Annotated in this window: 17 protein-coding genes; 10 read left to right on the forward strand and 7 right to left on the reverse strand. The window is 68.8% G+C overall.

The genetic code is table 11. From position 1 onward, the window contains the following. Positions 1-781, reverse strand: a 781-nt coding sequence (locus BGN97_RS02245; RefSeq protein WP_292697648.1) for an ABC transporter substrate-binding protein, incomplete at its 3' end; no start/stop codon positions are given. Between the two features lie 125 nt (positions 782-906). Between BGN97_RS02245 and BGN97_RS02250 the strand changes: the two genes are divergently transcribed. The 3 genes from BGN97_RS02250 to BGN97_RS02260 are packed head-to-tail and all read left to right on the forward strand — an operon-like array spanning position 907 to position 3,079. After that, entirely contained in the window at positions 907-1,344 is a 438-nt protein-coding gene (locus BGN97_RS02250; protein ID WP_292697650.1) for a MarR family transcriptional regulator, read from the forward strand. Continuing rightward, positions 1,344-2,570, forward strand: coding sequence for an MFS transporter (locus BGN97_RS02255; protein ID WP_292697652.1), 1,227 nt, complete (start codon positions 1,344-1,346; stop codon positions 2,568-2,570). Before BGN97_RS02250 ends, BGN97_RS02255 begins: the two co-directional genes overlap by 1 nt. Positions 2,571-2,596: 26 nt before the next feature. Further along, complete coding sequence (locus tag BGN97_RS02260) at positions 2,597-3,079, forward strand: YbaK/EbsC family protein (protein ID WP_292697653.1); 483 nt, start codon at positions 2,597-2,599, stop codon at positions 3,077-3,079. On the opposite strand, the gene BGN97_RS02265 is transcribed toward BGN97_RS02260, so the two are convergent. Continuing rightward, positions 3,080-3,574, reverse strand: a complete 495-nt coding sequence (locus BGN97_RS02265; RefSeq protein WP_292697655.1) for a hypothetical protein — start codon at positions 3,572-3,574, stop codon at positions 3,080-3,082. It abuts the gene before it with no gap. Positions 3,575-3,647: 73 nt separating this feature from the next. Here BGN97_RS02265 and BGN97_RS02270 point away from each other — a divergent pair, with 73 nt between their 5' ends. Further along, complete coding sequence (locus BGN97_RS02270) at positions 3,648-4,742, forward strand: LOG family protein (RefSeq protein WP_292697657.1); 1,095 nt, start codon at positions 3,648-3,650, stop codon at positions 4,740-4,742. A 10-nt stretch (positions 4,743-4,752) separates the two neighbouring features. Beyond that, positions 4,753-5,592, forward strand: a complete 840-nt coding sequence (locus BGN97_RS02275; protein ID WP_292697659.1) for a transposase — start codon at positions 4,753-4,755, stop codon at positions 5,590-5,592. 21 nt (positions 5,593-5,613) lie between these two features. Here the strand turns inward: BGN97_RS02275 and BGN97_RS02280 are convergent, their stop codons facing one another. After that, positions 5,614-5,910 (reverse strand): hypothetical protein, encoded by a 297-nt coding sequence (locus tag BGN97_RS02280; protein WP_292697661.1) that lies wholly within the window; start codon positions 5,908-5,910, stop codon positions 5,614-5,616. 141 nt (positions 5,911-6,051) lie between these two features. On the opposite strand from BGN97_RS02280, the gene BGN97_RS02285 reads away from it, so the two are divergent. The 5 genes from BGN97_RS02285 (at position 6,052) to BGN97_RS02305 (ending at position 8,174) form a co-directional block, all read left to right on the forward strand. Then, a complete protein-coding gene (locus BGN97_RS02285) occupies positions 6,052-6,327 on the forward strand; it encodes a hypothetical protein (RefSeq protein WP_292697663.1) in 276 nt (91 codons plus the stop codon). 209 nt (positions 6,328-6,536) lie between these two features. Continuing rightward, entirely contained in the window at positions 6,537-6,872 is a 336-nt protein-coding gene (locus BGN97_RS02290; RefSeq protein WP_292697665.1) for a hypothetical protein, read from the forward strand. Continuing rightward, positions 6,865-7,104 (forward strand): hypothetical protein, encoded by a 240-nt coding sequence (locus BGN97_RS02295; RefSeq protein ID WP_292697667.1) that lies wholly within the window; start codon positions 6,865-6,867, stop codon positions 7,102-7,104. The genes BGN97_RS02290 and BGN97_RS02295 overlap by 8 nt, the downstream gene beginning before the upstream one ends. After that, positions 7,101-7,967 carry a tyrosine-type recombinase/integrase gene (locus tag BGN97_RS02300; RefSeq protein WP_292697669.1) on the forward strand — a complete coding sequence of 289 codons (867 nt, stop codon included), beginning with the start codon at positions 7,101-7,103 and terminating at the stop codon, positions 7,965-7,967. The genes BGN97_RS02295 and BGN97_RS02300 overlap by 4 nt, the downstream gene beginning before the upstream one ends. A gap of 21 nt (positions 7,968-7,988) precedes the next feature. Continuing rightward, positions 7,989-8,174 carry a DUF6019 family protein gene (locus BGN97_RS02305; protein WP_292697671.1) on the forward strand — a complete coding sequence of 62 codons (186 nt, stop codon included), beginning with the start codon at positions 7,989-7,991 and terminating at the stop codon, positions 8,172-8,174. A gap of 1 nt (position 8,175) precedes the next feature. Here BGN97_RS02305 and BGN97_RS02310 read toward each other — a convergent pair whose 3' ends face one another. From BGN97_RS02310 to BGN97_RS02325, 4 genes are all read right to left on the reverse strand, one after another. Continuing rightward, complete coding sequence (locus BGN97_RS02310) at positions 8,176-8,538, reverse strand: hypothetical protein (protein ID WP_292697673.1); 363 nt, start codon at positions 8,536-8,538, stop codon at positions 8,176-8,178. Between the two features lie 14 nt (positions 8,539-8,552). Beyond that, the gene (locus BGN97_RS02315) at positions 8,553-9,311 is read right to left on the reverse strand and encodes a hypothetical protein (protein ID WP_292697675.1); all 759 of its coding nucleotides are present in this window, start codon (positions 9,309-9,311) and stop codon (positions 8,553-8,555) included. Beyond that, the gene (locus BGN97_RS02320; protein ID WP_292697677.1) at positions 9,308-10,078 is read right to left on the reverse strand and encodes a hypothetical protein; all 771 of its coding nucleotides are present in this window, start codon (positions 10,076-10,078) and stop codon (positions 9,308-9,310) included. The genes BGN97_RS02315 and BGN97_RS02320 overlap by 4 nt, the downstream gene beginning before the upstream one ends. Before the next feature lie 9 nt (positions 10,079-10,087). Next, positions 10,088-10,576 (reverse strand): hypothetical protein (locus tag BGN97_RS02325; protein ID WP_292697679.1); only part of this gene is annotated, 489 nt, incomplete at its 5' end.

Raw genomic sequence — 10,576 nt, forward strand, 5'->3', positions numbered from 1 at the left:
CGACCGGGATGGCGTCCAGGACGCCCTGCTGGCTCATCGCCTGCCACATGGCGCCGGAGGTGGCGCCGGCCCACGCGACGAACACGAGGTCGGGCTCGGATGCGAGCACCTGCTGCGCGAATGGGGTGAACTCGGTCACGTCCTCCGCCACCAGCACCGGCTCCACCGTGGCGCCCTTGGCACCGAGGATGGCCTGGACCGCCGCGACGTTGCCCTGCCCGAACGCGTTGTTCTGCGCGAACACGGAGATCTTCTTGCCCTTGATGTCCTCGAGGAACGTTCCTGCGGTCGCGACGTCCTGCGCGGACTGACGTCCGGAGCGGAAGGTGTACTCATTGACGCCGGTGATGGCATCCGCGGCAGCAGGGCCCGAGATGAAGAGCACCTTGTTCTGCGCGGCCTGCTCGGCCATCGCGAGCGCGACGCCGGAGGACGCACTCCCCATCAGGATGTTCACGCCATCGCCGATCAGCTCCTTGGCCGCGGTCACCGCCGTGTCAGGATCGCCCGCGTCGTCGCGGTTCTCGATGACGATCTTGGTTCCACCCACGGCGCCCTTGCCGTCGGTGATGTAGTCCAGGCCCGCGGCGAAGGCGTCGAGATACTGCTTGCCGTAGCCGGCCAGCGGACCGGTCTCGCTGGTGATGACACCCACGCGCACTTCCGCGGGACCCTTGTCGCCGGCGCCGGGCGCCGCGCCCGGCTGCGGCGCGCACGCTGTGAACAGGAGGGCCGCGGTGGCGAGCACCGAGCCGAGGAGCAACTTCTTCGTAACCCGCATCTGGATGCCTTTCAACGGTGGAAGGTCGGGAACATGAAACCCGATTCAGGTATTGGAAGCGTATGCCCTATGGCATCCGTCGTCAAACGCCCCAGATACATACCATGTGATATATACTCATTGGTATGGAAAAAGCGGACGTGATCCCGTCGATCGTCCTCTCCGCCCACGCCCTCGCACGGTTCGCGGCGCAGGACGCCGGGAACGAGGCGCCCTCGGCGCAGTGGCGCGCGCTCAGCATCCTCGAGCAGAAGGGCGGGATGCGCATCGGCGAGCTCGCGATCGCCGCCCGCACCACGCAGCCCGGAATGACACGGCTGATCGGGACGCTCGAACAGGCCGGGCTCGGCACCCGCACCACCGACCCCGCCGACACGCGGGCGACGCTGGTGCACGCGACGGATGCCGGGCTCATCCACCTCGCCGAGTGGCGGGCGGAGCTGCGCGACACGCTCGCGCCCCGCTTCGCGGGGCTCGCCGACGAGGAGTGGATCGTGCTGCAGCGCGCAGCAGAGATCCTCGCCGCACACGCACAGGAAACCACCACGACAGGAGAAGCCTAATGAGCGGAACACCACAGGGATCGGTCTGGCGCCAGCCCGCGCAGGTATGGGCGGTCGCCTTCGCCTGCGTGGTCGCCTTCATGGGCATCGGCCTGGTCGACCCGATCCTCCCCGCCATCGCCGACTCGTTGAAGGCCTCCCCCGTCGAGACCGAGCTGCTGTTCACCAGCTACCTGCTGGTGACGGGTCTCGCGATGCTCATCACCAGCTGGGTCTCCAGTCGCATCGGCGCCAAGGCGACCCTGCTGACCGGTCTCGCCCTCATCGTCGTGTTCGCACTGCTGTGCGCCATGAGCGGCGGCGTCGACTGGGTGATCGGCTTCCGCGCCGGCTGGGGTCTGGGCAACGCCCTGTTCATCTCCACGGCGCTCGCGACCATCGTCGGTGCGGCCTCGGGCGGCAGCGGTGCGGCGATCGTGCTCTACGAGGCCGCCCTCGGCCTCGGCATCGCCATCGGCCCGCTGCTGGGCGGCCTGCTGGGCGAGGTCAGCTGGCGCGGCCCGTTCTTCGGCGTCGTCGTGCTGATGGCGATCGGATTCATCGCCGTCCTGGCGCTGGTGCGCGACGGCGGCGAGAAGCGCGAGCCCATGCCGCTGTCCGCGCCCTTCCGCGCACTCGGGCGCCCGGCCCTGGCGATCCTCGCCGTGGCGGCACTGTTCTACAACATCGGCTTCTTCGTGCTGCTGGCCTTCTCGCCGTTCCCCCTCGGCTTCGGCGCCATGGGCATCGGCTTCACGTTCTTCGGCTGGGGCGTGGCCCTCGCCATCACGAGCGTGTGGGTGGCCCCCGCCCTGATGCGTCGCATCTCTCGCACGACCGTCATCCTCATCACGCTTCCCCTGCTCGCGATCGACCTGATCGTGGCCGGACTGCTGGTGGCGAACTCGACGGCGCTCGTGATCTGCATCATCGTCGGCGGCCTGATGCTCGGCATCATGAACACCGTCCTGACCGAGGCCGTCATGGAGGCGACCGACCTGCCGCGTTCGGTCGCATCGTCGGCATACTCAGCGGTGCGGTTCCTCGGCGGAGCGATGGCACCGCCGGTCGCCGCAGCGCTGGCGCACGCCTACGGCGACACGGTGCCGTACCTGTTCGCCGCCGCGTCCGTGCTGATCGCCGCGCTCACCATCCTGCTCGGGCGTCGCGCGCTCTCCCACATCGACGACGCAGGCGAGGGCGCGGGCGAGGACGCCGAGGCTATCCTCATGGGTGACGCCGCCTGAGCGGCATCCGACCGAAGGAGCCGTCCGTGAACGCACCCGACGATCTGCCCGCACGCAGCCGGCTGGTGCACGAGCACCTCGCGGCCGCCGGGGTCGACAGCGCGATCGTCGTGCTGCCCGACTCCGCGCGGACCGCCGCGCTGGCGGCGGCCGCGATCGGCTGCGAGGTCGGGGCGATCGGCAACAGCCTGGTGCTGGTCGCCGACGGCGAGCCGGTCCTCGTGATGACCAGTGGCGCGCACCGGGTCGATTTCGGCGTTCTCGCGCGGAGCATCGGAGCGGATGCCGTCGCCATGGCTCCGGCGGATGTCGTGCGCGAAGCGACGGGTCAGGTGATCGGTGGCGTCGCACCGGTCGGGCATCCGACTCGGCTGCGGACCTACCTCGACGAGGACCTGCGCGGTTTCGCGCAGGTGTGGACCGCCGGCGGCACTCCGCACACCGTCATGCCGCTGACGTTCGCCCAGCTCGAGTCGCTCACCGGCGGCGAGATGATCCGCGTCGCCTGATCACTCGACCATCAGGTCGTCGATCTCGAGGTCCTCGTCCAGCAGGCAGTAGATGATCAGGTCGGGGTACTCCTCCGGCGCGACGTACAGCAGGGTGATGCCGCCGTCTCCGAACACGACGACGCCATCGAGCGCGATGTCGTCCTTGAGGGACTGCAGCGCCTGCGCGAGGTCTGCGCCCTCATCCTCGTCCTCGTAAGCGGCCTCCGTGAGCTCCTCGGCGACCTCCCGCTCCCGCTCGTCCAGGATCTCCTGGGTGAGCCGGGCCAGGGCGTGCTGCACGGTCTGCTGCATGGTGTCCATGTCGGGGAGGTCCTCGGGCTCCACATCGACGACATCGTCATCGTCTTCGTCCTCGGAGTCCTCGTCCTCGTCGTCCCGGTCGAAGTCCTCGTCGAACTCGTACTCCACGGTGACGCGGCGCCCACCGGGCAGTTCCACGGTGGCGGTCAGCGCGCCGTCTTCGTCGGTGTCGATGTCATCGAGTTCGATCATGTCAGCCTCCTGCTCGCCATGATGTCACCGCGTCGCGGCGGACGGAAGAGCCCCGTCGCCTAATCTCGTGGACATGAGGAGATCGCGCGGCGGGGTCATCAACGTCGACTCGCTGGAGGACTTCGATCATCGCATCGCATCCGGGGCGCGCTCGATGTCCGGGTGGCGGCTGCGCTCGCTGGACCTGACCGATCGCGGCCGCGACCTGCGCTCGGTCGACGTCGCAGGTGCCCTGTTCCTCGGGTGCATGCTGCGTTCGGACGATGAGGAGTCGGTGCGGGCACGCGGCGCCGTGGTGTTCCCCACCGTCCCGGATTCGCCGGTGGACACCTACCGGACCGCGCTGTACACGGCGCAGGAGCTGTACGACTCCCCCGACTACGCGCAGAGCCTGGACGCGCGCGTGTACGCATGGTCGCAGCGCACCGGCTCCCGCGACAGCGCGCTGGCCCAGTCCCTGCACGACCACAGCATCGGGCTGGCATTGGAGCAGTGGATCCAGGGGCGCCGTCTGGTGGGCGTGATGGGCGGACACGACGTGGCGCGCGGGGACGCCGGCTACGCCGACGGCGCACGTCTCGGGCGGATGCTGGCGCAGAACCGCACCGTGGCCTCGGGCGGTGGTCCGGGCGCGATGGAGGCCGTCAACCTGGGCGGCTATCTCGCGGGTCACGACTCGGATGCCCTCTCCGAGGCGCTGTCCATCCTCAGCGGAGCGCCCGGCTTCGTTCCGAGCATCGACGCGTGGGCGAAGGCGGCCTTCGCGGTGCGTGCGCTGTTCCCCGATGGCGGAGACTCGCTCGGCATCCCGACGTGGCACTACGGTCACGAGCCGCCCAACCCCTTCGCGAGCGCGATCGCGAAGTACTTCCGGAACGCGCAGCGCGAGGCGATCCTGCTGGAGATCTGCCAGGACGGGATCGTGTTCCTGCCGGGTGCGGGCGGAACGGTGCAGGAGATCTTCCAGGACGCCTGCGAGAACTACTACGCCGACGAGTCGTCGACCGCCCCGATGGTGCTCATCGGCCGCGACTACTGGACACGCCGCTACCCCGCCTGGCCGCTGCTGAAGGCGCTGGCGAAGGGACGCGCCATGGAGCCGCACGTGCACCTGGTCGACACGATCGAGGACGCCGTGGAGCTCATGCAGCCCGGCGTTCCGCGATAGGAGGCACGCGATGACCGAGACCTTGGAGAGCGTCGCCGCTGACCTCTGCACCACGCCGCTGAAGGCCTTCGTGAGCGAGCGCGCAGCGCGCGCCGAGGCGGTCGGCGATCCGGACCTGTCGAGGCGGATCCGTGCCCTGCGGAAGCCCTCGGTCGCGGCCTGGGTCGTGAACCTCTTCGCCCGCGAGCGGCGTGACAGGCTGGGACAGGCGCTGCAGCTCGCCGAAGAGCTCCGCGAGGCCCAGGCCGACCTCGACGCAGGTACGCTCGCCGAACTCGGACGGCAGCGGCGCGCTCTGACGGACCAGCTGGCGAGAGAGGCCGCGGGGCTCGCTGAGGATCGTGGCGAGCGGGTGACGGCTTCGACTCTGGAGGCCGTGCGGCAGACTCTGTCCGCCGCGTTCTTCGACCCGGATGCCGCGGCCGCGGTCGCATCCGGTCGACTCGTGCGAGACCTGGAGCCATCCGAGCCGGTCGACCTCGCCGCGGTCGTCGCAGGCAGTCCCCCTGAGCAGGTCGCCGTGGCACCGCAGGCGACGGATGAGGTGGAGGCGCGCCGAGAGCGTCGCGATGCGGAGCGCGTCGTGCGCGATGCGGAGCAAGAGCTGGCTCGAGCGCGAGCCGAGCACGCGAAGGCGGATCGGAACCTGCGCGACGCAACCGCGAAAGCCGACCGGCTCAGGGCGCGCGTGGCGGAGCTGGAGTCGGAACTTACCCGGCTGCGCCACGACGCCGAGATCGCGACGGAAACCGTCGACGGGGCGGCCGACGGCGCGGCCCGCGCCGCAGAGCGCATGACGAATGCCGAGCGGGGGCTCGCCGACGCCCGAGCAGCGCTGGACAGACTCTAGGTCATGCCTGTCCTCGAGGACCTATGGCATCTGGTCGAGAACCAGGTCGCCGCGCGCGTTCAGGAGCTCCATCATGTGCTCGATCCTCTTCGGGTCGATCACGGGCATGGCCGTGGAGTCGAAGGAGAAGACGAGCGGAATCGCGGGGTGCATCCACGTCGTGAGCCGCCCGGACTGCACGGTCTGGTCCGGGAGCCACGTCATCATGAAGCTCTCCTGCCTGCGCAGCTTGGTGCCGATCACCACCTTCAGGTGCGCGAGCGTGACGTCGTCCACCTGGATCGGCGGGCGAGAACTGTTGTACTCGAGGTTCCCCATGCCAGCAACCGTACGCCCAGAACAGCCGGTTCGACGCGCACACGACTCGTCGAATGTCGTCGGCCCCGTCGGAGTTGAGCGATCGAGGGCTCGGATGCAAGCCCCTCAGCGGAGACCGATCACGTCGCTATCGTCGCGGCCATGACTCAGCAACCGCGCGCACTCATTTCGATCGACGGCAACGACGGCATCCCGATCGCTCCGGGAGAGGACATCGGCGACCTGAAGCGACGCATCGAAGTCGCCGCCGTCGAGACGAGGTTCGTCGACTTCAGCACAGCAGACGGAACTCAGCTGAGCGTGCTGGTCTCGCCCTACCGGAGGGTGAGCATCGCCGTCATCTTGCCTCGGGAGCCCCCCGAGCCCCCGCTGCTCGTCGACTTCGGTCATCTGCCTCCGGATGCGATGGACTTCTGAGCACGCCGCGAGGCGGAGCAGGCGTCGCACGACGCCTGTCGCAGGAGGCGTCGCGGAGTCAGCCGAAAGAAGAAGGCCCGGTCAGGATCTGAATCCTGACCGGGCCTTCTTCTCACTTGCTGGTGCGCCCCCAGGGACTTGAACCCTGAACCCATTGATTCAGAGTTCTGGGCGATCGTCGACCGGCTCGGGCTCGAGGAGGTCGGGCGATGAAGGCGCTCTACGCCACCGAGGCCGTGAACGTCGTGCAGGACGGCGACGCCGTGCGGATGGTGTGCGAGTTCTGCGGGCTGATGTCCGGTCGACGTAGCGAGGCCGGACTGGTCGAGCTGCCTCGCGGTTGGGCGATGACGCCCTTCCCGGATCACGTCGTGCACCCGGACGGGAGCCACGGCGCCCGCTACCGCTGCAACGCCTGCGCAAAGCGGCGCGACTTCCCGCTCACGCCACGCGAATACTTGCGACCTGAACCAATGGGTACAGGGTCCAAGTCGCTCGAGGTGCACAAGAGTACAGACCGCCCGGTTGGGAGTCCGGATGCCTGAGTCGCTCGCCCTGGGCGGGTACGAGTTCCGCGTCCAGGGCGATGATCTGATCTGGTTCGACTGGCGGGATGCGTTCGCCCGTCGGCGCGAGCTCGACGGCGTCGACGTGCCGGCGAGGGATGAGCGGACGATCTACACGCGGCCCATCGGCACGACGCCGTGGGGCTGGCACTCTGGCCCGCACGCGATGGATGCGGCCGCTGAGGCCTCCTGGGCCGGCATCCGCTCGTGACGCGGCCGACGCTGCGCGCGTTACCGTCGGGTGTGAAGACCGAGATACCAGTTTCCCCCGGCTGGATCGATCCTCTCAGCGCGTACCTCGACTGGATGCGCTCTGCGAGGAAGTCTGACGGGACCATCTATCAGCACTCCTACCAGCTGCGCAGATTCGCCCGCGCGACGGGCGCTGAGCCGTCCACGACGACGTTGGAACAGCTCGCCGGCTACATGGCCTCACTCGACGCACTGGGAGCGTCCGCGAGGCGCACAGCACGGCAGGCGCTCCGCGGGTTCTACGCGTGGGGCGAGCTCGTGCGCGGCTGGGACAACCCTGCCCGGCATCTGCCCGCGATCAAAGCGCCTCGAGGCGTCGCACGCCCGGCGCCCGAACACTCGGTGCGCGTCGGGCTGAGCACGTCCGAACATCGCGTGCGGCTGATGATCCGCCTCGCTGTGAACGCCGGCCTGCGCTGCCGCGAGATCTGCCAGGTGCACACGGACGACGTCGTCCGCGACCTCGTCGGCTGGTCGCTGATCGTGCACGGCAAGGGCGACAAGCAGCGCCAGGTGCCGCTGCCGGACGCGCTCGCGCATGATCTCCTCGAGCACGCCGCCGGCTACATCTTCCCGGGTCAGATCGACGGGCACCTCTCCCCCAGCCGTGTCAGCGAGCTCATCAGCGAGGCGCTGCCGCCCGGGGTCACCGCGCACCAGCTGCGTCACCGATACGGCACGCGGGCGTACAACCTCGGCGGGAAGGATCTGCGGGCCGTGCAGGAGCTCCTGGGGCACGCCTACATCTCGACCACGCAGATCTACGTGGGCGTCGAGGACGACGCGATCCGGCGCGCGGCATCCGCCGCCGCCGGCTTCTGACGAGGCCGATATGCTCGGCGCATGAGCATCGACTTCGCACCCATCATCATCGCGATCGCCGTGAGCACGATCGTCGGGCTGATCCTGCTCTACTTCGTGATCAAGAGCGCCGTGAAGAATGCGCTGATCGAGGATCGGCGGTTTCAGGCGCGCGTAGCGGAGGAAGTGCGCCGCGCGGAAGCCGGCCGCGCGGCGCAGTCCTCGTGACTCAGTAGCCGGGCTTCCCGTCCTCTCTGAGCTGCGCGCGGGTGACGGTCGGCGTGCTGGCCGTGTCGACCGTCACGAGGGCCTGAGGGGCGTGCTCGGCGAGGGCCGCGCGTAGGTTGGCGATCTCGGCATCCTTGGCGGAGAGCGTGCCATTGGTGTTGTGCTTGATGGTCTTGATCTCTTCGCCCTGGCGGGACTGGATCGCGGCGAGGCCGCCGAAACCACCGAGCATGATCAGCAGCTGCAGCAGCAGGTTGGTGAGCGTGTCGACGGCCTCGGGGCGGAGGATGAGCAGCACGACGACGCCGGCGAGGCCGACGACGGCGAGTGCTGCGATCAGGACGAATGCGAGGGTCTTGTTCATGCGGGGGTCTCCGTTCAGGACTGCAGGCGGTTGGCGAGTTCGTCGGCGACGGCATCGGGACCGGGGATCGCGTCGACGATGCGTTGCACGTCTTCGGGGGTGAGGGTGAGTACGGCGTCGGTGCGTTCTCCTGCGGTGCCGTCTCCGTGGGGGTTGACGGTGGCGAGGATGCGGCGCATGGTGTCGAGCTCGTTCTGATCGATGGGGCGTGCCACGATGTCGGGGCCGGCGATCTCCCATGCGATGAGCAGCTGCGCGTAGGCATCGGATGGGACGATCCAGAACCCGCCACCGGCGCCGACGGCGACGAGCCCGGTACCCATCTTGTAAAGCTTGATCGGGCGGGCTGCGGTGAGCACTTGGGCGTGCTTGTGGTCGTCGTACATGTCGTCCTCCTGGGTGGTGGTTCCTGCCGGGGCGGGCTCGCCTCGGTGCTGGTCTCGTGCGGGGTGGTAGACGCGGTGCCAGGGCTCCACGTCGGGGAACTCGGCGACCCACCCGTATTCGTCGAGCAGGGCGCCGCGCTCGTCGGTGTCCCACGCGTTGCCGCCGTCTGTGTCGGACCGGTAGACGTGATCGGACACGCGCGGGTTGGCGACCGGGTAGGGGTACTTCCCGGCCTGCCGGAGCTTGTACAGCTCGTCCTGCTCGGCATATGACACCACGGTGCGGTTCACGTCCGCCTGCCGGCCGATGCGGGCCTCGTAACGCCGGAAGGATGCTGCGGCGTCCGGGCGGAACTGCACGCCCGGACGGATCACGACAAGGCTCACGCTGCACGCTCCTCAAGCTGCTGGACCCGCTGCGCGAGCAGGTCGACCGCCTGATGCAGTTGTGCGGTCTGGGCGAGCAGCAGGGCGATGAAGTCGATCGAGTCGGGGACGGTCTGCCCGTCGAGGTTGGTGTAGACGACGAATGGCTGCTGGTCAGGGTTGGCGGCGAGGCGTTCGGCGATGTGGCCGACGTGACGGGCACCATCGCCGCCGATCATCTCGAACGACACAAGGTCGGGGAAGATGTCGCCGAGCTCGCCCGGGTCGATGTCGACGATGCCCTGCTTGTACCGTTCGGAGCTCGCGCCCTTGGACACGCGCCCATCCGAGTTGAGGTAGGCGACGGTGTACCCGCTGGTCGCTGGGGTCGCGTTCGGCAGGCGCAGGTCACCGGTCATCGTGTCGCCGGACTTGGAGACGTACGCGCCGTCCGTGGCAAGCGGGATGTCGACGGTGGACCCGTCGAGGGTCTTGCGGATCACGAACCGTTGTGCGGCGTCGTTGTAGTAGAGGCCGAGCTGGTGGTCGGACAGCTGCGCGACCGCGTAGGTGAAGCCGAGCCCATTGCGGGCCGCGCCGCCGAGCGCGGCCAGAGCGGCCGGGGCGGTGGTCTGCCCGGTGCCGCCCTTCTCGATCGGGGTCACAGCCGCGGTGCGCTGCGCGATGTAGTCGCGGGACTTGTTGATCTCGGTGTCGATGGTGTTCGCGGGCTCGTTGCCGTCGAGGATGTCCATCCCCGCGGCGAGAGCGTCGTCTCCAGTTGCCATGTCTGTCTCCTACAGGTTGTTGATGGTGCCGGGCAGAGCGTTGATCGTTCCTGGCAGGAGGTCGATCGCGTCAGCGGGGGTATCGGTGGTCCGGCTGGTCACGGTCACGGTGTCGTCATCCAGGTTGAACCGGACCGAGGATGTGATGCCGGTCTGGATCGGGGTGCCGTCCAGCAGCACCTGCAGCGCCTGGTCGGTCTGCTCCGTCCACGACGGGATACCCGTGACGGCGACCGTGCGGCCCTTTCCCGGCGATCGCTGCACGATGTTCTGTGCGCGCCCGGCGCCTGGGTATGGGGTGTTCAGCTCGACACGGATCACCTTCGACGGGCTCGGGGTGAGCGCGTACGCGTCGGTGCGGGTCTGCGCCGCGCCGGTCTCATCCGTCCACCTGTACACGTACACGGCGCCGTCGAACCACGACTCATCATCCCGTGACAGCTTCTCGTCAGCGGCGGTGATGTTCACTCCGTACCGCCATGCCTGCGCGCCGGGCCC

Source organism: Microbacterium sp. 69-10 (assembly GCF_001897945.1).
Lineage (GTDB): Bacteria > Actinomycetota > Actinomycetes > Actinomycetales > Microbacteriaceae > Microbacterium.

Excerpts from the sequence above, each read along its gene's own strand:
- BGN97_RS02320 (WP_292697677.1), bottom strand. The coding sequence starts at position 10,078 with ATGGCAACTGGAGACGACGCTCTCGCCGCGGGGATGGACATCCTCGAC.
- BGN97_RS02265 (WP_292697655.1), bottom strand. The coding sequence starts at position 3,574 with ATGATCGAACTCGATGACATCGACACCGACGAAGACGGCGCGCTGACC.
- BGN97_RS02295 (WP_292697667.1), top strand. The coding sequence starts at position 6,865 with ATGCCTGAGTCGCTCGCCCTGGGCGGGTACGAGTTCCGCGTCCAGGGC.
- BGN97_RS02280 (WP_292697661.1), bottom strand. The coding sequence starts at position 5,910 with ATGGGGAACCTCGAGTACAACAGTTCTCGCCCGCCGATCCAGGTGGAC.
- BGN97_RS02305 (WP_292697671.1), top strand. The coding sequence starts at position 7,989 with ATGAGCATCGACTTCGCACCCATCATCATCGCGATCGCCGTGAGCACG.
- BGN97_RS02275 (WP_292697659.1), top strand. The coding sequence starts at position 4,753 with ATGACCGAGACCTTGGAGAGCGTCGCCGCTGACCTCTGCACCACGCCG.
- BGN97_RS02255 (WP_292697652.1), top strand. The coding sequence starts at position 1,344 with ATGAGCGGAACACCACAGGGATCGGTCTGGCGCCAGCCCGCGCAGGTA.
- BGN97_RS02250 (WP_292697650.1), top strand. The coding sequence starts at position 907 with ATGGAAAAAGCGGACGTGATCCCGTCGATCGTCCTCTCCGCCCACGCC.
- BGN97_RS02285 (WP_292697663.1), top strand. The coding sequence starts at position 6,052 with ATGACTCAGCAACCGCGCGCACTCATTTCGATCGACGGCAACGACGGC.
- BGN97_RS02270 (WP_292697657.1), top strand. The coding sequence starts at position 3,648 with ATGAGGAGATCGCGCGGCGGGGTCATCAACGTCGACTCGCTGGAGGAC.
- BGN97_RS02290 (WP_292697665.1), top strand. The coding sequence starts at position 6,537 with ATGAAGGCGCTCTACGCCACCGAGGCCGTGAACGTCGTGCAGGACGGC.
- BGN97_RS02310 (WP_292697673.1), bottom strand. The coding sequence starts at position 8,538 with ATGAACAAGACCCTCGCATTCGTCCTGATCGCAGCACTCGCCGTCGTC.